The organism is Paenibacillus sp. R-74696, from assembly GCF_055814915.1.
Genome location: NZ_JBPULM010000050.1, coordinates 220,472 through 244,015, shown reverse-complemented (window position 1 = coordinate 244,015; position 23,544 = coordinate 220,472). Strand labels below are relative to the sequence as shown.

The window sequence follows — 23,544 nt, the reverse complement described above, 5'->3', positions numbered from 1 at the left end:
TTCTACAGAGAAGAGAGGTTGCAATGATTCAAAAAAAGTCACATTTGCAGGAGAGTATGATGAAGAAGCTTAGTTTTTTGATGGTATTATTTATTTTTTTGTTGGCGCTTCCAGACAAAAGCTTTGCAGCAGCAGTGGATACGAAGGTGATTTTGGACGGAACGGAGCTTGTTCAGCCTGAGAACACGAAAGCCGAAATTATTGACAAAAAAGTGATGGTCCCGATTCGGGTCGTATCGGAAAACTTGGGGTACGACGTGCTCTGGAATAAGCAGACCCAGACCGTCACGATTAGCAAAGAAGGCACGCACATTGAAATGACGGTAGGCCAGAAAGCGGCAAAGGTCAATACGGAAACCGTAGATATAGATGCTCCTCCTGTAATTAAAAAAGGAACGACACTCGTTCCCCTGCGCTTCATAGGCGAGCAGATGAACCTCAAGGTAGGCTGGAACAACAAGGCGAAGACGGTCACTTTAACTAGCCCGATTCCCGAGGTGGTCATCGATGAGGGGGGAACGGCCCCAGTTACTCCGCCACCTTCCGAAACGGGAGGCACCATTATTGATGGAGCTAGCCCGAGTGGCGTGTCAACCGTTAGCGCTATCAGCTTTAATGACAACCGACTGATCGTCACGACAAGCGGCAAAGTAGGGCCGAAAATTTTCGCGATGAAGGCGCCGGATCGCCTTGTCATTGATTTGCCAAATTCGGCTTTTGCGCCGTCGTTTGGCGATGGACAAGCTTTAAACGACAGCCAGATGGGCGAGCTTGTGATTACGGACAGCTCAGATGTTACGAAGGTGCGTTACTCTTTGTTTACCCGCGAGCCATCGGCTATTCGCATCGTTTTGGATTTGAGACAGGCGACCTCCTATCAGCTTGTCAGCGATGATTCTGGCCTTTATGTCGTTGATCTTAATGTGGACGGCGACGTAGGCGGTGCGCCGATTGTGCCGCCCATCAGCTCGGACGGCAAAAAAATCGTGGTTATTGATCCGGGCCACGGCGGAGTGGAGCCGGGCAAGGTGGCACTGACCGGACTGCAGGAAAAAATAATCAATCTGACGCTTTCCTTGAAAGTCGAGCAGCTGCTGAAGCAGGTGTCTGCCATTAATGTGGTGATGACACGAAACGATGATACGACACTCAGCCTTTCGAATCGTGCGAAGCTGGCAAATGCACTGAATGCCGATTTGTTCGTCTCCCTGCATGCCAACGGCTACACGACATCTACAGCTTCAGGCACGGAGACGTATTATGCGCGGGATTCGAGCATACCATTAGCTAAGACGATTCATCGCTATTTGGTGGAAGCGACTGGACTGAGAGATCGCGGAGTGAAATACGGCAACTATCACGTCATACGAGAGACAACCATGCCAGCGGTTTTGCTCGAGACAGGCTTTATGAGCAACGCGTCGGATTTGGCGGTTATAACGAATGAAGCGGTGGAAATGCGTATGGCAATCGGCATCGTTGAGGGAATTAAAGAATATTTGGGTATTAAATAGTACAGCTTGTTTCTTTCAATTCCCGAGGGAGGTGGAGTTTGAATGAACACAAAGATTGCTATTGCGGCGCTCCTGTTAATCGTTATGACGACTGCAGGCTGCGCGGACAAGTCATCAGCCCATCCGGTGCAAGAGGATTCTTTAGAAGCTATACAATCCAAGACGGTCACAGCTGCCACAGTCGTGGAGCCGCAGCAAACGGCCGAGGCTCCGGTACCGACTGCGGAAGTGAAGACGCGGACCATTGAAGTTTTTTTCTCAGACCCGCAGGGGGAAAAGCTGAATAAAGCGGGTGTGCAGATTTCTTTTTCCACACCTGCTCAGAAATATACGGCAGCCTTTAAAGCTTTGCAGCAAAGCGACAATGCCGAGCTGATACCGCTCTGGTCGAAAGAGATCGAGCTGAAATCAGTCCATTTTAAAAATGGAGCGCTCACGCTCGACATTCATATGCCTGACACGGCGCGCCAGGGATCTGGCAGTGAAATACTCGCTTTGGATGCATTAACATGGACGTTGTTTCAATTCGTTGAGGTTGAAACGATTGATCTGCTGGTCGATGGCAAGCAACTGGAAAGCTTAATGGGACATGCCGATTTAGAGCATCCCATCACGAGAGGGAAATAAGCTTGGTGAAAGCCGATTGCTGCATCGCCATGTTTCATAATCTCTCTTAAGAGGTAAAGAGACCTATAACCAAAGAGGAGATGATCATATGACAGCTTCAAGTAATGGTTTGGGCGATAAAATAAAAGGCAAAGTCAATCAAGTAAAGGGCGAGATTAAAGACCAGATCGGTAAAGCGACGAACAATGAATCGCTGCAAGGAGAAGGCAAGCTGGATAAAGTGAAAGGTATTGCCCAAGAAAAAATCGGCGAGCTAAAAAATAAAATCAGCAAATAGATGGCGGTTGCAAGCTTGACTATAGCCGCTTATAGCTGCATCGTTCATCAAGAAGCCAGCCTTCACAAATCGTGGAGGCTGGCTTCTTGCGGCGCATAACGATTGCGCTGGAGGAGAGCGGGCCAACGCAGCAAAGGAGCGTTCGCCGCTGCTGTGCTGCGTTGGCAAACGCTCCTATGCTTTACGCTATTTTATAAGTGGTCAGGCGGCATTTCGGTGGGGAAGTCTTGCCCTCGGGCTAACCAAGAGCGGGAAACGATGGTATTATGATGGGATAACAGATTTATTATGATGCAGGAGATGAACCATGGATTTTGCAAAGCTGAATTCCTTAACGAAATATCCGAGTATTCTCACCTATCACCAGCTTGGGGAGCGCGGCCGTTTAAACGATAGGTTAACTGAAGGCGAGGCCTTTGATTCGGATAAGCCCGTTTATGTTTTTGAAAAAGTAGACGGGGAAAATGCGCGTATTATTTTGCTGCATACTGAAGCCGGAACGGACTATTTCATTGGCTCACGGGAGGAGCTGCTTTTTGCCAAGGGTGACCGAATCGGCAATCCTTATGGCAATATGGCGACCTTGCTAACTCCGATTGCGGAGCGGATGCAGGCCAGCTTGGCGGATGGAAAGCTCGGACTGACGGTCATGTATCAGGAAAGCTATGGCGGGAAAACAAAGGCGGCAAAAAATTATACGTCCAGCGGGAGCCAAGGCTACCGGGTGTTTGATCTGTTTTCGCTGTCGCATGAAGAGCTTCAGCATCTGCTGGCACTGCCCATTGACCAAATTGCCAACTGGCGTGATCATGGCGGCCAGCCATTTTATCAAGAGGCGAAAAAGGCTGCGTTTATTGAGCGCTGGAGTCTCGATGCTGCACCGCTGCTGGCTGAGCTGGCTGGAGCTGCATTTCCAGTCGGACTGGAGGAGACGAGCCGTTTTCTCAGCGATTTTGCGGCCACTCGTGTAGGAATGGATGCAGCCGGCAAATCAGAAGGGATCATTGCGCGAACTGCCGATCGCAAAATGATTCGCAAAATCCGGTTCGAGGATTATGAACGAACCTTTAGAAATGTGCCGAAGGCATGAACAATTTGCTAGTGTCGGGCTACCGCGCGCATGAGTTGAACATTTTTAATCAAAAGCATGAGGGTATTGCCTATATTAAGCAGGCGATAACGAATAAGCTGCTGCCGCTCATCGATGATGGCTTGCAGTGGGTCATTACGCCCGGCCAGTATGGCGTTGATCTGTGGGCATGTGAAGCAGTCATTGCGCTTAAGCCGCAGTATCCGCAGCTCAGGCTTTCTATTATTACGGCGTACAGCAATCCGGAAGAGAAGTGGAAGGATGACAAGAAGGAATATTACGAGCAGGTGCTGAAGGGCGTCGATTATTATGCATCGGTCAGTGACAAGCCCTATGATGGCATTTGGCAGCTGCAAGCGAGGGATGAGCTGCTGTTTCGCAAAACCGATGGCATTTTGCTCGTGTACGATGAGGATGCGGGGGAAGGCAGTCCGCGCTACTTCAAGGAGCGTGCGCTTCGCCGGCAGCAGGCCGACGGTTATCGCTATATCAGCATCAGCTCGGATGATATCCAGAGCATTGCTGATGAGGCGAACTATCGGGATATGGACTAGCACAATAAGGTTGCCAGTGCTTAGGGCGGTTTTGACATCAGGAGGAGGATGCAGAAATGGAAGAACAGGATGATAAAAAGCAGCAAGAGCAGCATTCGGAAAATGGACGGCCGTTCGATTTAGAAAAGAGTGAGCCCGCGAGCCAGGCGGTGCATGTGTTCCGCCAGCCGCGGGATTCGCAGCAGTCACAGGCGGCAGCGCAAGCAGCAGCCCAAGCAGCAGCCCAAGCTGCGCGGGAGGAAGCGGCGCAGCGGGCCGAGGCAGCCCGCCAAGCAGAAGCGGCAAGGCAGGAGGAACTAGCGCGCCAGGAGGAAGATGCGCGTTTGCTTGAGGCTTTGCGGGAGCAATCGGCTTTGCAGGAGCACGCGATTTTGGGAGAAGAGCCGGAACAACGGGACCGATACGGCGAGTATGGGGAATATGGCGAATACGGCAATGACAATAGCGAATACGATGCAGCAGCTGATGCAGAGACAGCGGGTGCGGCTGCATCATCAAGGAATGAAGCGGCCGGAATGGCAGGCGTAGCTGGTGCTGGTGCCGGGACTGGCGCAAGTGCAGGAGCGAAAAGTGGCGCGGCAGAGGCTGCAAACAAGCTGCTGCAAAATGTGTCCGGCTCATTTAAGCAAATCGATATGCAAATTTTGCTGAAGCTGCTGAAAAACCCGCTGGAGGGGCTGAATTTAAATCCAGCTAAAGATTTAAGCTACGGTATAATAGGCATCGTTAGTGCAATTATAGGCTTCTTATTGTTTGGGCTGCTTACGGGCAGCGCCATCCAAATATTTTTTGGCTATGGGGTGTCCGATCTATTGCGTGAGGGAAGCGGCATGAGTGCAGCGCTATTCGGCAAAATCTTGCTGCTGTCGCTAATTTCGACGATTGCCTTCCTCGGTTCATTGTGGGGAATCAGCTTGTGGAGAGCGACGCAGCGTCTAACAATCAGAGCTTTTATTACGTCGATTGGAGCGATGCAGCTTGCTTCTGGCGCTGGATTTTTAATCGCGGGCGTCGTTTCGCTCATTAGCTTCAAGCTGGGTTTCTTTGTAATGGCGGCGGCTCTGCTGTCTACACTTGGCATTTCCTTGGTCGGCGCATCGGTGGCCAGCCAGGTGACCAAGGAAAAGCTGTGGTCTTATATTGCTCTTTCGGTTTGTGCGTACTTATTGCTGTTTGGCCTGTTCGCTGATTTGATTTTGTAAATCGCTAAGCATATTGAATGATGACGTAATGCTTTAACGTTGTTTCCCTTTGCGGAAGCAACGTTTTTTATTTGTTTGAAAATGCTTCTGTCCGTTATTTTGGTAAATTTGTTATGGCGGTTTGAAATCATAATTGGAGCAGTTAATGATTGAAGTTCGATAAATTATGACAGAGATCGAAAAAATAATTGATGAATTTTCAGTAAAATGGAATGATTATAGAGGATTTTAGCACTTTATGTAGAAATTTTAATAGCTAAAGATGATAGGGGGGATTTACCATTATGAAAAAAGCTATTTTTGCAGCTGCCGCAATGCTCGTCATGGCTGGCTGCGCCAGTCAAACCCAGGATTTTTCCACAGAGGTCAGTCAATTAAAGGAGCAAGTGAGCCAGTTGAGTGCTGAAAATGAAAAGTTAAAAGCACAGCTTGCCGAGGCTCCGGAGACCGCTGCCACAAGCGAGGCTTCTTCAGCGCCACAACCGGAGCCGTCCGCCGACACTGGCAATGTACTAGAATTGAAAAAAGCGCTCGTTATTGCTGACTTCGCAGAGGTGACGCTCACGAAGACAGAATTCACGTCCAAAGTCGTTCCTCCGAAGCCGGACAGCTTCTACACGTATTACGAGGTGAAGGATGCCGAAAATATTTATTTGGATGTCGTCCTTAAATTCAAAAGCTTGCTCAGCTCCTCCAAAAGTGCAGATGATTTTGCCTCTGTACAAGTGAAATATGATAGCAAATATGAGTATAAAAGCTTTTCAACCATTGAAGAGTCGGGTGGAGGCAACTTTACCTATACGAATATAACGAGCATTGAGCCACTAAAAACGGGAGTTCTCCATTTTATCGCCGAGCTTCCTAAGGAAGCGGCCAAAGACAAGAAACCGATTGATATTATCGTTACTATTGAAGGTAAGGAATACGTCTATTCGTTGCGTAGTGAATAGTCTTTTCACGAAATATATAAATAGAGGGAGAATTAGATATGAAACAGAGAGTAATTACAATTTTGCTGGCTATGGTCATGCTGCTGGCAATTCCAACGGGGCTTTCGGCCGCTAAGGCGGAGAGCCAGACTGTTTTTGTTAACGGCAAGAAAGTTGCATACGCGCAGGCACCCATAAGCGAGAACGGCACAACGCTTGTATCGGCAAAAGAAACGATTGAAGCACTAGGCCTTGCCTTCAGCTGGGACAAGGGCAATAAGCGTATCATCGCCTCAAGCGGCGAAATGACGATTTCGATTATTTTGAATGAGCCTGTTGCTACGGTCAATGGCATTTCTGTATTTTTAGGCACGCCTGCTGTAGAGCGAAATGGACGCACGATGGTTCCACTTCGCCTGTTGACAGATGGTCTAGGCGCTTCTATGGAAACGAAAGGTCAGCAAATCAGCATTAAAACGGTAGACCCGAGCAAAAGCAAATATTATACGGGCCTGCCGCTGCAAATTACGAATTCCGCTATGAAAAATTTAGGCACGGAAAAAATCATTGTTAATTATGTGGAATATTATTATGCCGGTGGCGCTGTGCAGGCCTATGATTTTACAGCATCGCTAAATGCGCGCGGCAAAGCCGCTTTTAACAATGCGACTGTAAAGCCTGGCGAAAATTTTGATTCGAATGGCACGAACTATACCTTTTTCGGGAGAACCGTTTATAGCATAGTGGTGGGAGAAGAAGAAACGGTAAGCAAAAGCTATAAGCTGGCTAAACAGCTTTATGGCAATGGTGGCACGATTGAAAAGCAGATGAGAGCCCTCTACAAACAGAAGGAAGAGGAATACAAGAAGAAGCTGAAAGAGGAGCTTAAGAAAAATAATAATGTTCCGTTTAAAATTGTGGGCCATAGTATTACGAAAGATTCCTACAACTATCCTGAAGCCAATATAAAAATGGTTAATTTAACGGATAAAGCGATTGTTTCCTTCGAGCTTTCTTTCAGCACGTATGATGTTTATGACGATCCTGTAAAAGGCGGATATCCTTATACTAACCGTTTTTATGGCAGGGGCAATGATGTACGAGTGGAAAGTGGGGAACAATACACCTTTTCTTGGGACTTGTCCTCCTATTACAATACGTCAAAGCTGAAAAACATTCAGATCGATAAAGTAGCCTTCTCCGACGGCTCTGTCTGGAAACGTAAATAATCGTTGATCTAGCGAGTAGAAGGTTTAGAGGGATAAAGAAAAAAGTAAAAAGAAAACGCCGCAGCGCTTGTATCTCCTGCCCGCAAGGGAAGGACAGCAGCGCTGCGGCGTCTTTTGCATTATAGGGAGGAAACCCGGCGCAGAAAATTATTATGCGCAAAGCCCCGCACCTGCTCCTCAGAGTAATGCTTAAGCAGCTCGTTAATCAGGTTTTGGCTTTTTGCGGCGTTTTCGAGATTTTGTACGTAAGCGCCTATGCCGTCAAAATCGGAGCCAAGGCCAACCTGATTTACACCGCCAATAGCGCAGTAATGGTCAATATGCTTAATTAAATCGGGGATCGTCGTAATCACTCCCGACTCGGGCTTAATAAACTCGGGATAGTAAACAACATGGACGGTCGCATTTTTGGCAAACAGCGCTTGCGCCTGCTCATCAGACAATCCTCTTGGATGATCGAACACCGACTTTGCATTCGAGTGGCTGGCAATCAAATAATCAGCCGTTTCCACGACGTCCCAGAAGCTCTGCTCATTCAAATGGCTGACATCGGTCAAAATCTGGTGCTCATTGTGGAACTGTACCATTTTGCGGCCGAGGGAGGAAAGTCCCGCCCCGCGAGGCTCCAGCACCCCATCAGCAGCAAGGTTGGCGAAATTCCAGGTCAGGCCGACCGACAACACGCCAAGGCGGTGAAAGATATTCAGCTTATGCAAATCATTGCCGACCGGATCGACACCTTCAAGCGTGAGAAAAGCGCCAATTTCGTGCTCCGCCAGCTTGCCGATATCCTTCCATTCCTTGATGTGCTTGATGTCCGGATTTTTCCCTAATACTTCCTCATAAAAATAATGCACCTGATCGAGCGCCGATTGAAACTTCTCTTGATCAGTCAAGTTCGGCATGACAAAAATGGCGAAGCCTTGTACTTTGACTCCTCCTGCAAGCAGGCGCTGCTTGTTTGTATCCAGCTCAGGCGCATCGTTGAAGGAAAGGCTGCCTTTCTTATCCGCCAGCTTCATCAAAGCATCGCAATGCAAATCGATAATATTCATTCGCGCATACCCCTTATCTGTCCTTACTTACCGTAATATTGTTTATTTCCACATCGGGATCAAAGTCAATATGGCTCGGCACATTGATAATGAGCATGCCCCCAAAAATCGTTTCCCAGTTGCCGCCGCTGTCGGCGACCCGATTTTTGAAATCGGCAAGCTCCTCGGAAGAAGCGACGTCCTGGCTGAGCAGCCACGAATATCTTCTTAAGCGAGATTTGCGAACCGTCTCTTTATAAAAATAAATGTTGCCTTGCTGCTCCAGCTTGACAATATCACCGAATGATACCATTTCCGTAAATAATGGATTTTCTTCAATGCGGTAGCGCTGATCGTCAATCGGCGTTACCTTGAGCATCTCAATCTCCTGCCCGGAGGAATGAAAGGAAATGCCAAGCTCAACAGATGGATTCATAATAGGCACCTTCTTCGTTAAAATAAGCTTAGGTCAAATGTTCGCGACAACGTTTCGAGCAAATGAACGCCTGCAATGCTGTTGCCCTTGCGGTGCAGGGATGGCCCGACGACGCCGATGCCGTAGCGACCTGGAACGATCGCGAGAATGCCGCCGGATACGCCGCTTTTGGCCGGCAATCCCACTTGAATCGCGAATTCGCCCGAGGCATTGTACATGCCGCAAGTAATCATAAACGTTTTGGCGATTTGCACGTAACGCCGTGGTATCAGCTGGGTTCCAGTGACGGGATCGGTTCCGTTATGCGCCATAACGAGCGCCATGCGAGCCAAATCCGCGCAGGTGACGCTGATCGAGCAGTGCCGGAAATACACGTCGAGCACTTCCTCGACTTCCCCCTGCAGCACCTGCTTATCCTTCAGAAAATAAGCCATCGAGCGATTCAAATTTGCTGTTTTGGCTTCTGACAGATATACCTCGTTATCATAATCCAGCGTAATATTACCTGAGAGATTGCGGAAATAATCGAGCACACGGGCCGATTTCTCCTCCCGGCTGCTTCCGGCAATCAGCGAAGAAATTGCAATCGCTCCAGCATTGATCAGCGGATTAAAGGGAATGCCGGGCTGCACAAGCTCCAGCTTGAGCATGGAGTTGAAGCTGTCCCCGGTTGGCTCCATGCCAACCTTGGCGAAAACCGCCTCTTCGCCATTATCCATTAACGCCAGGATGAGCGTGAAAACTTTGGAAATGCTTTGCATAGTAAAGGATATGCCGCAATCTCCTGCAGATGCTACTTGACCTTCTGCACCCACAATATGAATGCCCAAGGCGTCCTTGGGGGATTTTGCAAGCTCAGGTATGTAGGAGGCCACTTTGCCATGAAGAGCCTGCTGGCGGGATGTTTCTACCCATTTGGGCAGCAGGGAGTGCATATGTTTAAGCTCGCTATTTGTCAATTCGTTTCCTCCTGCTCGCCAGTTTGGCATGAATGGCTCTATTATAATACATTTTGGTAGTGAAACGCATCAGGCTTACGCAGGGCGATCATGATTGAAGAAAGCAGGAAATGTTGTAAAATCATCCATTATATTCACATTGTATCCTGTTCTTCTGCTTGCGGTGAATTTATAATCAGAAGCGTATCCCGTAGTTAACGATAGAAAAGATATGGTGAAGGAATCGGCAGTCCCCCCATTGCCAAAGCTGCTGATGCTTCTTCACCATAGGCTTGAAAGCCTATCCTGCTAGGGAACGGTTGTTGAAACACATTTATGTAAGCGGATACAATCTTGGGGTACGCCAGTCGGGGACAAATCCGGCAAACTATTAAAGGAAGAGGGAATGTTGAAAATGAAAAAAAGACTCAAACTGCTCGTTTTCGCTATGATGATTATCGCCCTTATTACGGTACAGATGCCGCTTCAGCAGGCCGAAGCGGCTCCTGCCTTTGCGAAAGGGACGGATATTAGCTGGGTTCCCGGTCTTGAGGCGCAAGGCTACACCTGGAAGGACAAAAACGGCACAACCAAGGATATTATTCAAATTTTGAAAAATGACTACCAGATTAATTCGGTGCGAATTCGCGTATTCGTAAATCCTTCGAGTAATTATGCAAACGGTTACTTGGATATGAACCGGGCCGCAGCGCTGGCACAGCGGGCGAAAAATGCAGGCATGAGCATTATGCTGACGCTGCATTACAGCGACTCATGGGCCGATCCAGGGCAACAGACAAAGCCTGCTGCTTGGAATAATTACACGTTCCAGCAGCTGATGGATGCAGTCTGGAACCATACGCGGGCGGTTATGACGGCGATGCAGGCGAAGGGCGTGACGCCGGATTGGGTGCAGATCGGCAATGAAACGAATAACGGCATGCTGTGGAATGACGGCAAAGCGACTGTCAGCATGCAGAACTACGCATGGCTGGTCAATACCGGCAACAATGCGGTGAAATCAATCTCTTCTGGTACGAAGACGATCGTTCATCTGGCAGGCGGAAATGATAATGCTTTATTCGTTTGGAATATCGGGGGGCTGATCAGCAATGGCGCTACCTTTGATATTATCGGCATGTCGCTGTATCCATCGGCTTCGGATTGGTCGGCCAAGGTAGATCAAACGATCAGCAATGCCAATAATATGATTGCCCGGTATGGCAAGCCGGTTATCATTTCTGAAATTGGCCTTGAATATAACCAGCCAGCTGCTACGAAGAGCTTCGTTGCTGCGATTAAGACGAAGGTTCGCAATATTTCTGGCGGCAAGGGGCTAGGAGTCTTTTATTGGGAGCCGGAGGCGCCTCCGGGCTATAATGGCGGCTATAATAAAGGCGCTTGGCAGGCAAACGGCCAGCCGACGATTGCATTGGAAGGTTTCTTGAACTAGCAAGCTAGCTCCTAAGCAGCCCAGCTATTCATTCCCCTGTTATTTCACTTATAATAGAAAGCAGGACGAATCTATTTGGAGAAACGGGGGAGTTTGTAGGTGGAAGCCGTAAATAGCAAACCTTTTACCATTGATTTGGAATCAAACCTGACGCTGCGAGGAGACGTTCGAGTGTCAGGCGAACCGGGGAAGAAGCCGGTTGTTATCGTTGCCCATGGCTTCAAAGGGTTTAAAGATTGGGGATTTATACCCTATGCCTGCGAGCAGCTTGCAAGGCAAGGCTATGCTGTCATTTCCTTTAATTTCAGCTGCAATGGCGTAGGGGAAACGGACTTTGACGAGCTGGATAAATTTGCGGTTAACACATATTCCCGTGAACAGCTGGATCTTGATACAATCATCACGCAGCTGCTGGAAGCGAAGCTTCCTTTCGCCGAGGAGCTGAATACGAACCGGATTGCCCTGCTTGGACATAGCCGTGGGGGCGGAAATAGTATTTTGGCCGCTGCGAGACACCCGCAGCTTCAGGCAGTTGTAACATGGAATGGCATAGCCGACGTGAATCTCTTTACGGAGGCGTTTCGGCAGGAGGTGCTGAGCCGCGGCGTCGGTTATGTGCCTAACATGCGCACAAAGCAGCAAATGCCGATATCGCCTATATTTTTTGAAGACCTGGAGCGCCATGCAGCGGCGTTTAATATTAAACAGGTGCTGGGCACCCTAGCAGTTCCAGCACTGCTGATACAGGGGGATCAAGATTCGGAGCGGCTGGTATCAGGCTATGAACAAATGCGTGAGGCTGCCCCGCAGCATACGTTCGTTACACTAACGGGAGCGGACCACACCTTTGGGGCAAAGCATCCCTTTGCCTTCACAACTGCGAATTTGGAGGAAGCGCTTCGGCTGACGGTGCTTTTTCTAAATGAGCGCCTAAAGTAGGGGAGTGCCAGATGGATCAAAAATCCCCAAATGTGCAGTGGCAATCTTATGAGCTTGGCGGATTGCAGCAGTATGGCCAAGTGGCCTATTCCGGCAGCATTGTATGGTTAACAGGGCTGCCTGCATCAGGAAAGTCATCTATCGCTGCTTCGCTTCATAGACAGCTTCAAGCTAACGGCGTGCGAACGGCGGTACTGGATGGCGATAATTTGCGGCATGGGCTAAACCGCGATCTTGGCTTTAGCGCAGAGGATCGCCGCGAAAATGTGCGCCGCACCGCGGAGGTGGCGGGGTTGTTTGCTAGCAATGGAAGCATTGCCATAGCGGCGCTCGTCTCGCCGCTGGAGGCGGATCGAGCATTGGCGCGAGCGATTGCAGCTCCACTTCCCTATGTGGAGGTGTATGTAAATTGTCCGCTTGCCATATGCGAGCAGCGTGATCCGAAGGGGCTTTACAGCAAGGCGCGGCGGGGAGAAATTCCGCTGTTCACGGGTATATCTGCTCCTTACGAGGCACCGCTCGTTCCAGACCTGGAGCTGTTTTCGGGCATAGGAAATGCGGATACTGCGGCTGAGGCCGTTATCCGCTGCTTGCAGCAGCGCGGTATTTTAACCGAGCGGGATTAGCAAAACAACCGGGCAACCTATGCTCTTGTGATACGCTCTGTAAAATCATGCAAAAAAAAGCTTCTTCTTCGGGAACGCCCGAAGAGGAAGCTTTTTACGTTTGATGTAATGTGCTTGAGCATCGACTTCGCTTGTGCCAGCTGCCTGCTGGACGAAGTCTAATGCATGCTTTTAAGCGCCGCTTGCGGGCTTGGAGAAGAAGGTTTTAAGCGCCTTATATACTTCGCCTTTATCCTTAATAATCGAATACATAAATTTTTTATTGCTTATGTTTTTATATGCGGACATTAAGGTGCTGCTGCGATTATATTGATTTACCTCGCCGTAGCCGAACAGATTGGCCCGTTCCAGCAGCTTGTCGATGAGCTTCACGCATTTTTCGTTATCAGAGGTCAAATTATCGCCATCGGAAAAATGAAACGGATAAATGTTCCAATTGGCCGACGGATAACGGCTGTCGATAATATCAAGCGCCTTCTGATAGGCAGAGGAGCAGATGGTGCCGCCGCTCTCGCCGCGAGTGAAAAATTCTTCTTCGGTTACTTCCTTCGCTTCGGTATGATGCGCTACGAATACCATCTCAACATGCTGATATTTCCGGCGCAGAAAGCGAGTCATCCAGAAGAAGAAGCTTCTGGCACAATATTTTTCAAAAGAGCCCATGGAGCCTGAAGTGTCCATGAGCGCCAATACGACGGCATTGGATTGGGGCTTTACGATTTCATTCCACGTTTTAAAACGCAAATCATCCGGCGAGATGCCGCCAATGCCTGAGCGTCCTTCATTGGCATTGCGCTTCAAATTTTGAATGAGCGTCCGTTTTTTGTCGATGTTGGACATAATGCCTTTTTTGCGAATATCGTGAAAGACGACCTCGGTTGTTTCCATAACATCCTTCTGCTTTTGCTCCAGATTAGGAAGCTCCAGCTCCTCGAAGAGCATATCCTCCAACTGGTCAATGCTGATTTCTGCCTCCACATAGTCCTCGCCCGGCTGATCGCCCGCACCCTGTCCTTTGCCGGGACCTTTGGCGGCCCCAGGATCAACGCCGAGCACATCCCCTACCTGTGAATCGCCATCGCCTTGTCCAACATGCTGCTTCTTGTTGTAGTTGTAGACGAAATGGGATTCATCAATGCTTTTAATCGGTATTTTCACCGTCTGCTTGCCATCGGATAATACAATGCTTTCATCGGTCACAATATCGGGAAGATTTTGCCGAACAGCTTCTCTTACTTTTTCCTGGTGCCGGGCTTGATCTTCGTAACCTTTCCGATGCAAGGTCCAATCCTCCTGTGACACGATAAATAACGGTTCTGCCACGAGCGTCACACTCCCATCTTTCATCAATAAGATCTGGATCAGGGCCAGGGGATCTAATTTTTCGTTGAAATATAAGAATTTATAAGTTTCACACTTATCATTTGGCTTATATTTCTCGGAGTGAAACGCGCCTTGCCGCCAAAGGACGGCGATAGCCGTTTCACCTTGTTATTCAATATATTCACGTCTGGGGCGGATATGTGAGTCAAAAGCGATCTGATTCTAGCTAATTAATCGCATGAATCTCGGTTTTTTTAACAAAGAACTCTGTTTTTTAAGTAGTAAAATGTCGGAACACAGTCTATCATCGACAATGAAAGTGATTCCAAATTATGGTTTTGATTCATAAAAACGTATGATTTATCAAGGAGGTGGATGCTTACTCAAATCCTTAACCGTTCGTAATCCTGGAAATTAAAGGAATGACGTAGATTTCATTTTCGAATAATTTGGTAGCGCTTTCAATTGTGGGTGTTGATAAAATATCATGTGCGAAAAGGAGCTGAATAAGAAGAGATGAACGTTAAAAACGTGATTCGCAAAACAATAATGCTCTCTGTTGCTGCTTTGCTGGTTATTCCTGCTTTTGTTATGGAACCGAAGGTCAGTGCTGCCGCCCCAAGGCAGATGGAAGCTTTAACGAGAGGAGTCGTCGCTGTAAAAGTAAGCGGAGGCGTATTTGTCAGTTGGCGGCTGCTCGGCGGCGAGGCTGCTAATACAGGCTTCAACGTTTATCGCAACGGGACGAAGGTAAACAGCAGTGTCATTACGACAAGCACGAATCTTCTGGATGCTGGCGGCAGCAACTCCTCCACCTATTATGTCCGCGCCGTAATTAATGGCGTTGAACGACCAGCCTCCAATACGGCAACCGTATGGGCGAACAACTATAAAGATATTCCGCTGGACAAGCCTGCTGGCGGGACAACACCGAGCGGTGAAAGCTACACCTATAGCGCAAATGATGCAAGCGTAGCCGACCTTGACGGAGATGGCGAATACGAGATCGTCCTCAAGTGGGACCCGTCAAACGCCAAGGATAACTCCCAATCGGGGTATACCGGCAATGTTATTTTTGATGCTTACAAAATGAATGGACAAAAGCTGTGGCGCATTAATATGGGCAAAAATATTCGCGCAGGCGCCCATTATTCGCAATTTCTCCTCTATGACTTTAACGGCGACGGCAAAGGCGAGGTGGTCATCAAAACAGCGGACGGCACCGTGGATGGAACAGGACAGGTAATCGGCAGCTCGACTGCCGATTACCGCAATTCTTCGGGCTATGTGCTGTCAGGTCCGGAATATTTGACTGTTTTTTCAGGCCAGACGGGGGCTGCGCTTGCGACAACGAACTATGTGCCGGCCAGAGGCACCGTATCGAGCTGGGGTGATAGTTATGGCAACCGTGTCGATCGCTTTCTAGCTGGCGTTGCTTATTTGGATGGTGTTAGGCCAAGCATCGTCATGTCGCGTGGCTATTATACGAGAACCGTCATTGCTGCTTTTGACTTCCGGAATGGCTCGCTGACGAGCCGCTGGACGTTTGATACGAATAGTTCCGGCAATTCTGCTTATGCGGGACAGGGCAATCATAGTTTGAGTGTGGCGGATGTTGATAATGACGGCAAGGATGAAATTGTATTTGGCGCAATGACCGTTGATGATAATGGCCAGAAGCTATATAACACAAATATGGGGCATGGCGATGCGATGCATGTCAGCGATTTGAACCCGAACCGTGCTGGTCTTGAGGTATTTAAGGTAAACGAGGACACGAGCAAGCCTTATGGAGCCCAAGTCCATGATGCGGCTACTGGTCAAATTTTGTGGGGTGTCCATACGGGCGCGGATACGGGACGCGGAATGGCGGCCGACATCGATCCTCGTTATCCGGGAGCTGAGGTTTGGGCTGGCAGTGGTGTAGGGCTGAGGACGATTACGGGGCAGCTCATTTCCAGCACGCCTCCATCCTCGCAAAATTTCGGCATCTGGTGGGATGGCGACCTGCTGCGCGAGCTGCTTGACCATGTATGGTCGGGAAGCGCTGGAGTTGGCGTCGGAAAAATTGAAAAATGGAATTACAATACCGGTGCAGTCAGCCGCCTGCTAACGGCAACGGGAACTTACTCCAACAATACGACAAAAGGGAATCCTAGCTTGCAGGCTGATCTGATTGGCGATTGGCGCGAGGAAGTGTTGTGGCGTACGGAGGACAGCACTAAGCTGCGCTTGTATACAACCACAGATGTTACGACATATCGTCTCTACACGCTGATGCATGATGCCGTATACCGTTTAGGTGTTGCATGGCAAAATGTAGCCTACAACCAGCCGCCGCATACGAGCTATTTCCTTGGAAATGGCATGAGCACGCCTCCTGCACCAAGCATGTACACGACTCTGCCACAGGCCTCGTTTACAGAAGTAGGCACGGCCAATGCCTTACTCGCTGAGGAGGCTGCTTTGGAAGAAGCAGTGACTGCCCCTGAACAGGATCCAGCTCCGCAAACGGAGCCGGAAACAGAATCGGGAACAGGGTCGGAAACAGGGTCGGAAACAGAACCTGGAACAGAACCTGAAACAGAACCTCAGACAGAGCCGGTAACGACCCCCGTTCCTGAACAACAGCCAGACAACAGTGTGCCAACCGGCCAGGTTAATCCAAATGCAGCAGCTCAAGTGGCTTCAGGCGCAGCGCTAAGCGCAGTCCATGGACAAGCCGCTCCTATTTTGTAGAGCTAGGGTTATTATCCCCTCAGCTCAGAAACGCAAAAAGAGGAACAGGCGCATCTATTTAACCGGACTTCCGTTTTTCTAGTAAATCTAGTAAATCTAGTATCTCTAGTATCTCTTCGTGTAGCTATAAGTATCAGGCTTGGGCAGACTGTTCCTATTTTTTAAAGCTTGAGGTATTATCCCCTTAGCTCAGAAACATTGAGATCGGAGTCTGTCCAAGACATTTTATAAAATAACAGCGTAAAGAGAAGTGAAAAACTACAGAACTACAGAACTACAGAACTACAGAACTACAGAACTGCAGAAGTAAAGAAGTAAAGAAGTACAGAAGTAACAAAGCAAATAAGCAAACAAACAAAAAGCTAGGAAAGAAGCAAAGCCGTTGGTAGGAGAACTGGATTGAGGCACCGCCGGCAAACGAAAAGGAACGGTGCACGAGAGCAACTTAATCGACATGGGAGCTGAAGCTGTGTTATTTTTGAAAGCTTCCTGAGTTTGATTGGGGGAAGGGGGAAGAACATCGGTAAATCGAGGATTCAGCTTATAGTCATTTGGTAAAGTTCACTCACTCAAAGGTATGCGATTATCGAAATGACCATAATACGATTTTTGCATAAATGAGAAATTGCTGTTGTCACAGCATTCGAATCGCAACTGCAACTGCAATGGGATGGAAAGCCTTTTGTGCTTGGAGAACTGGGAGAGCTTGGAGAGCTGTTTGGGCGGTGTGATCAGGCATGTTGCCGGATTGGGCCGTTCAAGCGGCTTTTCTGAGCTAAGGGGATAAGGGACAAAAGGCGAAGAAAACGCTGCAACCCAAAACAACCTAAAACAAGCCAAGCCAAACAAAGCCATAGTTGAAAAAATAAATCGGCCATTCCGTGACAGCAGGCAAGCGCCGGACTGCGAAAAAAGCAGCCGAGCTGCCGCATGCTTGCCGTTCTATATACCGTCTACGATTCTCCGTGCTCGAATGCCCGCCTCGTAAAGCAGTACCTCCTCGTCTATCGTCAGCAGCTCGCGGCCTTGCATCAGGAGCTTGCCGTTGACGATGGTCGTATCGACATCGCTGCCATTCACGGCGTAGGCGAGCAGCGACTCTACATGATGGACGGGCTGCAAGTGGGGCTTATTCATATCGACTAAAATGAGATCGGCTTTTTTGCCAGCCTCGAGCGTTCCTGTATCATGATCGATGCGCAGCAGCTTGGCGCTTTCGACTGTTGCCATCTCCAGCACCTGATGGGCTGGGAAAACGGATGGGTCGCAGGCTGCTATTTTTTGCATCCAGGCCGCTGCTTTAATCCCTTCAAACATGTCGACTGTGGAAGCACTTCCTGATCCATCCGTACCGAGTCCAACCGTAATGCCAGCATCGATAAGTGCTGCCACTGGGGCAATGCCGCAGCCGAGCTTTAAATTGCTGACCGGATTGTGGGAAACGCCACCTTTCATGCCACTAAGCAGCTGAATGTCGTCATGTGTTAGATGCACGCCATGGGCCAGTAAAGTGTGGGCCTCGGCAAATAGCCCGAGATTGTGTAAATAAGCGGCTGGCGAGCAGTTGTATTTGGCTTTGATCTTGGTGACTTCCTCTACCGTTTCCGCTAGATGGATATGGATAGGCAAATCTTTTTCGGCGGCGAGCTTTATGATTTCTGCAAGTGGTTCTGGCGGGCATGTATAGGGGGCATGGGGGCCGAACATCGTTGTAATTCGCCCATCGGCCTGGCCATGCCAGCGGTCAATGAGGTCAAGCGCTTCAGTTAACCGTTTGCCGCCGTCATTTTGCAAAAATACAAGTCCCCGTGTTAAGGAGGCGCGCATCCCTGTTTCCAAGGCAGCAGCAGCAATCTCGTTCATATGCACATACATATCGGCAAATGCCGTTGTGCCGGATTTGATCATTTCGGCCATGGCAAGCTTGGCTCCCCAATAAATATCCTCAGGCGTCATGCGCGCCTCGGCAGGCAGCATTTTATGCTCCAGCCACTCCATCAGCTTGTAATCATCGGAAAAACCTTTCAATAAGCTCATTGGCGTATGCTGGTGGGCATTAATGAGGCCAGGCATCGCTAACATGCCTTTGCCATCGATGATTTTGTTTGCTTTAGCAGCGGACTTAGGCAAATTCGTGCCTATGGCCGCAATGCGGTCATTTTCGATCAGCAGCTCGCCGTGAAAAAGCCTTTCGCCTTTTTTCATCGTTAAAATTTGAACGTTTTGAATTAGTGTTCTCATCTTTGTCCCCTCCTTGGTATACTTAGGAGGATAAACGTTGACGCTGCGTTAAGGTCAAGGGCAAGAAAGGGTGTTTCGCCATTATGAAATGGTTCCATACCGCAGACTGGCATCTAGGCAAGCTGGTTCAAGGTGTTTATATGACAGAAGATCAGCGTTATGTGCTGGAGCAATTGATTGCCGATATTGAACGCGAACGCCCAGATGCAGTCATTATTGCCGGTGATTTGTATGATCGGGCCATTCCACCTATTGAGGCAGTAGAACTGCTCGATGAGGTGCTGCAGCATATCGTTATTAAGCTTGAAACGCCGGTGCTGGCTGTGGCTGGCAATCACGACAGCCCGGATCGAATTGATTTTGGCACGGCGATGATGGCAAGCCGGGGGCTGCATATTGCCGGAAGAATGAAGCGGGAGCAGAAGTCTGTTGTGCTCCGCGACGAGCATGGCGAGGTGCATTTTCACCTCGTGCCTTATGCGGATCCTGCACACGTGCGTTATGCGCTCGGCGATGAGAGCATTCGCACGCATGATGATGCGATGAAAGCTTTGACGGAGCGGCTGCTGCATCAGCTTGATCCTGCTGCGCGCCATGTTTTTATCGGCCATGCTTTTGTTACGGCAACCGGAGAGGCGGAGCCGAATACGAGCGATTCGGAGCGTCCGCTGGCGATTGGCGGGGCGGAGCATGTGCGTGCCAGTTATTTTGCGCCATTTCATTATACGGCGCTCGGTCACCTGCATCAGGCGCATTATGTCAGCGACGATAAAATTAGATATGCGGGCTCTCCGCTTAAATATTCGGTTTCCGAGGAGCATCACGCCAAAGGCTATTATGTAGTGGAAATGGATGACAAAGGCGCAGTAACGGTAGAAAAGCGGCCATTCCAGCCGCTGCGCGATTTGCGCCGTGTTTCCGGAACGATTGAAGAAATTGAGCAGCATGCGAAAAGCGAGGATTATGTATTTGTTACGCTGCTGAATGAAAATCCGGTGCTGTTTCCGATGGAGAAGGTGCGTGCCATTTATCCGAATGCGCTGCATGTCGAGCGCAGGCCGGAGGCGGGTCTGCTCGCTGAGGCAGAGGCTTCCGCTGATGGTGCAATAGAGGCGGTTCGCCGCCGAGAGGCTGATCCGGTAGCCTTATTCGCTTCCTTTTATCAAGAGGTCAAGGGAAGTCCGCTCAGTGAGAGTAAAAAGCAGCGTTTCGCCGATGTCTTCGGGAAGCTGCTGCATGAGGAAGGAGGCAGCGCATGAGACCGCTCAAGTTAACGATGAACGCTTTCGGCCCGTACCGGGATGCGGAAACGATTGATTTTGCCCAGCTGGACGAGCATCGGCTGTTCGTTATTTCCGGCAGCACCGGAGCAGGTAAAACCTCGATTTTTGATGCGATTTGCTTTGCGCTTTATGGTGCAGCCAGCGGAGAGGATCGCTCGGAGGCACGCATGCTGCGGAGCCATTTTGCCGGGGATGATACGCATACGTCGGTTGAATTTCATTTTGCAGTTGCGCAGCGGGAATACCAAGTATTTCGCCAGCTTCCGCATCGTAAAGGCTCGAACAAAAGCGAGACAGGCGGCAAGGCAGAGCTGTATGAGCTTGTAGATGGACAAGCTGTGCCGCTTGTCGACCGTTTTCAAGTTCGCGACGTCGATGCAAAGCTGGAATCGATTATTGGCCTTACGAAGGAACAGTTTAATCAAATCGTGATGCTGCCGCAGGGAGAGTTTCGCAAGCTGCTCACCTCGGATACTGATAATAAAGAAGAGATTTTGCGGCGGATTTTTCGCACGGAGCTGTATGAGAAGCTGGAGCTGAGGTTTCAGCAGCAAAACCGCGAGCTGAATGAAACGCTCAAGGAAGCGCGGCTGCGCAATGACATGTACATGAAGCAATCGGGCGATGCGCTTCCTCAGCGCGAGGGAAGCTTGCTGGCAGCGACGCTGAGCCAAGAGGTGTATAATGCTACGCAATTGCTTGCCAGCTTGGAGCAGGAGGCAGCTTATTATAGCGAGCTGGTGCAGCAAGGCGATGTGCAGCGGCAGCAGATGGACGAGCAGCTGCTTGCGCAGGAAGAGCGGCTGCGCGCCGCGCTGGCGCTGAACGCGCGGTTCGAAGAGCTTGCGGTGGAGCGAACCAAGCTGGAGCAGCTGGAGCTGGGCCGCGCCGCGCAGGAAGTGAAGGGGCGCGAGCTGCAATTGGCTGAGCGGGCCGCGCTGCTCACGCCTTATGAGGAGCAAGCGAGCCGCGCCGGCAAGGACGCGGAGGCGAAGCAGCAGGCCAGCGAGGCGAAGCAGCGGGAAGCGGAGGCTGCGAAGCAAGCGCTGGCAGCGGCGTCGCAGCGTCATGCGAGCGAGGAGCAGCGTGAGCCCGAGCGGCGGGAGGCGGAGCGTGAGCAGAACCGGCTGGAGGAGCTGGCGCCAGCGGTGCAGCAGATGGGCGAGCAGCGGCAGGTCGTAACGGAGCTGCGGGCAAGGGCGAAGCAGGCCCAGGCGCAGCTGGAGAAGGAAGATGCAACTATTGCGGCCGAGAAGGAAGCGAAGCAGCAAGGTGCTGCGCGGCTGAAGCTCATGGAGAGCGACGGCCAGCAGCTGCAAGCGAAGCAAGAACAGCTCAGGCGCGTTGAGCAGCAAGGCAAATACGTCTCCAAGCTAATCAAGCTGGAGCAGGAGCTGGCTGAGTTCAAGCGGCTGGAAGCGAGCCAGGAACAGGCGCTCTCCATCGTTCGTGCACGGCACGATGGGTTGGAACAGCAATGGATTGAAGGCCAGGCAGGCTTGCTCGCCACTCATTTGCATGACGGGAAGCCTTGCCCAGTATGCGGCAGCGTAGAGCATCCCGGCAAAATTCAAACTGCTGCTGATGTGCCCTCACGAGAGCAGCTTGCACAGGCAAAGGAGCAGCTTGCTGTCTGCGAGCGCGAGCTGAATGCGTCAAGGCTGCAAGTAGCGGCAGCCCGTTCCGGCTGGGAAAGCAGCGCCGCCGAGCTTGCGGAATACGGCGCCTCTGCCGAGCATCTCGCCGAGCAGCAGGCTGACCTCCGCACGCAGTGGAAGCAGTTGAAGGATGAGACGGACCGGCTGCAGCAGCAGAACGAAGAGATGCGCTTGCTTAAAGAGCAGGCTGAAAAACGGGAAGTGGAGCTGGAGCGGCTCATCCGGAATAAAGAGCAGCGCCAAGCGGTTTATCAGCAGCTGCAAATTGAACTGGGCGCGAAGGAGTCGCTGCTCGCCAGAGAGCTGGAACGCATACCCGAATCGCTTCGCGAGCCCGAACAATTGCAGCAGGCGCTGGCTGCCCAGCAGATGAAAGTTCGTCAGCATGCAGATGCCTGGCAGGCTGCTGTCAAGCAGCTGCAGCAGGCCCAGCTTAAGTTGGCAGAAGCTTCCGTCCATGCCCTGCAGGCTCGCGAACAATTTGAAGAAGCGCAGCGAAATAGGGAAGAAGCTGAGAAGCGGCTGCTGAGCGAGCTGAAGGCTGCGGCATTTGATTCATTGGAGGCTTATCGCGCCGCCGTGAAAACGCCGCAGGAGCGGCAAGCGCTCAAGGAGCAGCTGGACGCTTATAAATCTGCGGTTCAGGCGCTGACGAGCCGTGTAACGGATATGCAGCTGGAGCTGGCTGGAAGGCAGCCTGCGGATATGCAGGAGCTGCATGCAGCAGGCGCTGAGCTTAAGCAGCAGTTGGAGACGATTGTCGCTGCACTGCAAACCGCTGCGCGTCATGGCGAGGAGGCTGTTCGGCTCATTCGCCAGCTCACAGCGACGAGCGAGCGAGTGAAGCAGCTCGAGGCGGAGCTGGAGCAGGTGCTCGACATCTATCAAATGCTTAAAGGAGACAATGCGCTTAAAATTTCCTTTGAACGTTATATATTGATTGAGTTTTTGGAGCAAATTTTGCAGGCGGCAAATGTGCGTCTGCAGCGGCTTTCAGGCGGGCAGTTTATGCTGCAGCGCAGCGATCGTTTGGAAGTCAGAGGGAAGCAAAGCGGTCTTGGCCTGGACGTGTATGATGCGTATACAGGACAAAATCGCGATGTGAAAACGATGTCCGGCGGGGAAAAATTTAATGCGTCTCTCTGCCTTGCTTTAGGAATGACCGATGTTATCCAGGCGCATCAAGGCGGAATTTCCATTGAAATGATGTTTATTGACGAAGGGTTTGGCTCCCTGGATGAGGAGGCGCTGAACAAGGCAATCGAGGCTTTGGTTGATTTGCAGCGCGCTGGCCGCATGATTGGCGTGATTTCACATGTGCAGGAGCTCAAGCAGGCTTTTCCCGCCTGCCTTGAAGTTCATAAGACGAAGGAAGGCTACAGCCGCACGGCCGTAACCGTTCGTTAATAGAAAAAGGCAGGAAACAACGCGAACGCTGTTTCCTGCCTATCT

18 protein-coding genes and 1 pseudogene are annotated in these 23,544 nt (G+C 50.4%); 14 read left to right on the top strand and 5 right to left on the bottom strand.

What is annotated here, in order from left to right; all coding sequences use genetic code 11:
• Positions 1-23 precede the first annotated feature (23 nt).
• The 8 genes from ACSR9A_RS29580 (at position 24) to ACSR9A_RS29545 (ending at position 7,422) form a co-directional block, all read left to right on the top strand.
• The gene (locus ACSR9A_RS29580) at positions 24-1,514 is read left to right on the top strand and encodes an N-acetylmuramoyl-L-alanine amidase family protein (RefSeq protein ID WP_473761987.1); all 1,491 of its coding nucleotides are present in this window, start codon (positions 24-26) and stop codon (positions 1,512-1,514) included.
• A gap of 42 nt (positions 1,515-1,556) precedes the next feature.
• On the top strand, positions 1,557-2,141 hold the full coding sequence (locus ACSR9A_RS29575; RefSeq protein WP_473761984.1) for a GerMN domain-containing protein: 585 nt from the start codon (positions 1,557-1,559) through the stop codon (positions 2,139-2,141).
• 88 nt (positions 2,142-2,229) lie between these two features.
• A complete protein-coding gene (locus tag ACSR9A_RS29570; RefSeq protein ID WP_473761982.1) occupies positions 2,230-2,418 on the top strand; it encodes a CsbD family protein in 189 nt (62 codons plus the stop codon).
• A 307-nt stretch (positions 2,419-2,725) separates the two neighbouring features.
• Positions 2,726-3,508, top strand: a complete 783-nt coding sequence (locus ACSR9A_RS29565; protein WP_473761980.1) for an RNA ligase family protein — start codon at positions 2,726-2,728, stop codon at positions 3,506-3,508.
• Complete coding sequence (locus ACSR9A_RS29560; protein WP_046228720.1) at positions 3,505-4,062, top strand: SLOG family protein; 558 nt, start codon at positions 3,505-3,507, stop codon at positions 4,060-4,062. The genes ACSR9A_RS29565 and ACSR9A_RS29560 overlap by 4 nt, the downstream gene beginning before the upstream one ends.
• 56 nt (positions 4,063-4,118) lie before the next feature.
• Positions 4,119-5,264 carry an MFS transporter gene (locus ACSR9A_RS29555; protein WP_473761977.1) on the top strand — a complete coding sequence of 382 codons (1,146 nt, stop codon included), beginning with the start codon at positions 4,119-4,121 and terminating at the stop codon, positions 5,262-5,264.
• A 284-nt stretch (positions 5,265-5,548) separates the two neighbouring features.
• A complete protein-coding gene (locus ACSR9A_RS29550) occupies positions 5,549-6,214 on the top strand; it encodes a hypothetical protein (RefSeq protein WP_341281648.1) in 666 nt (221 codons plus the stop codon).
• 38 nt (positions 6,215-6,252) lie between these two features.
• Positions 6,253-7,422 carry a stalk domain-containing protein gene (locus tag ACSR9A_RS29545; protein WP_473761975.1) on the top strand — a complete coding sequence of 390 codons (1,170 nt, stop codon included), beginning with the start codon at positions 6,253-6,255 and terminating at the stop codon, positions 7,420-7,422.
• Between the two features lie 119 nt (positions 7,423-7,541).
• On the opposite strand, the gene ACSR9A_RS29540 is transcribed toward ACSR9A_RS29545, so the two are convergent.
• The 3 genes from ACSR9A_RS29540 to glsA are packed head-to-tail and all read right to left on the bottom strand — an operon-like array spanning position 7,542 to position 9,827.
• Positions 7,542-8,477 carry a dipeptidase gene (locus ACSR9A_RS29540; protein WP_473761973.1) on the bottom strand — a complete coding sequence of 312 codons (936 nt, stop codon included), beginning with the start codon at positions 8,475-8,477 and terminating at the stop codon, positions 7,542-7,544.
• A 13-nt stretch (positions 8,478-8,490) separates the two neighbouring features.
• A complete protein-coding gene (locus ACSR9A_RS29535; protein ID WP_056039724.1) occupies positions 8,491-8,892 on the bottom strand; it encodes a DUF4265 domain-containing protein in 402 nt (133 codons plus the stop codon).
• Positions 8,893-8,909: 17 nt separating this feature from the next.
• Positions 8,910-9,827, bottom strand: a complete 918-nt coding sequence (gene glsA / locus ACSR9A_RS29530) for a glutaminase A (RefSeq protein WP_473762379.1) — start codon at positions 9,825-9,827, stop codon at positions 8,910-8,912.
• Positions 9,828-10,245: 418 nt separating this feature from the next.
• On the opposite strand from glsA, the gene ACSR9A_RS29525 reads away from it, so the two are divergent.
• The 3 genes from ACSR9A_RS29525 to cysC all read left to right on the top strand — a co-directional run bounded on the left by ACSR9A_RS29525 (position 10,246) and on the right by cysC (position 12,848).
• Entirely contained in the window at positions 10,246-11,283 is a 1,038-nt protein-coding gene (locus tag ACSR9A_RS29525; protein WP_473761971.1) for a glycoside hydrolase family 53 protein, read from the top strand.
• 99 nt (positions 11,284-11,382) lie between these two features.
• Positions 11,383-12,222: an alpha/beta hydrolase family protein gene (locus tag ACSR9A_RS29520; RefSeq protein WP_473761968.1), complete on the top strand. Its 840-nt coding sequence runs from the start codon at positions 11,383-11,385 to the stop codon at positions 12,220-12,222.
• A gap of 11 nt (positions 12,223-12,233) precedes the next feature.
• Positions 12,234-12,848 carry an adenylyl-sulfate kinase gene (gene cysC, locus ACSR9A_RS29515; protein ID WP_473761966.1) on the top strand — a complete coding sequence of 205 codons (615 nt, stop codon included), beginning with the start codon at positions 12,234-12,236 and terminating at the stop codon, positions 12,846-12,848.
• Positions 12,849-13,019: 171 nt separating this feature from the next.
• On the opposite strand, the gene yhbH is transcribed toward cysC, so the two are convergent.
• Positions 13,020-14,171 (bottom strand): sporulation protein YhbH, encoded by a 1,152-nt coding sequence (gene yhbH, locus ACSR9A_RS29510; RefSeq protein ID WP_473761963.1) that lies wholly within the window; start codon positions 14,169-14,171, stop codon positions 13,020-13,022.
• Positions 14,172-14,720: 549 nt separating this feature from the next.
• Between yhbH and ACSR9A_RS29505 the strand changes: the two are divergent.
• Positions 14,721-16,571: pseudogene (locus ACSR9A_RS29505) on the top strand (rhamnogalacturonan lyase); the annotation flags it as partial.
• 1,281 nt (positions 16,572-17,852) lie between these two features.
• Here ACSR9A_RS29505 and ACSR9A_RS29500 read toward each other — a convergent pair.
• Positions 17,853-19,151 (bottom strand): amidohydrolase, encoded by a 1,299-nt coding sequence (locus ACSR9A_RS29500; protein WP_473761961.1) that lies wholly within the window; start codon positions 19,149-19,151, stop codon positions 17,853-17,855.
• 83 nt (positions 19,152-19,234) lie between these two features.
• Here ACSR9A_RS29500 and ACSR9A_RS29495 point away from each other — a divergent pair, with 83 nt between their 5' ends.
• Positions 19,235-20,410: an exonuclease SbcCD subunit D gene (locus ACSR9A_RS29495; RefSeq protein WP_473761959.1), complete on the top strand. Its 1,176-nt coding sequence runs from the start codon at positions 19,235-19,237 to the stop codon at positions 20,408-20,410.
• Positions 20,407-23,499: an AAA family ATPase gene (locus ACSR9A_RS29490; protein ID WP_473761957.1), complete on the top strand. Its 3,093-nt coding sequence runs from the start codon at positions 20,407-20,409 to the stop codon at positions 23,497-23,499. Before ACSR9A_RS29495 ends, ACSR9A_RS29490 begins: the two co-directional genes overlap by 4 nt.
• The last annotated feature ends 45 nt before the right edge of the window (positions 23,500-23,544 follow it).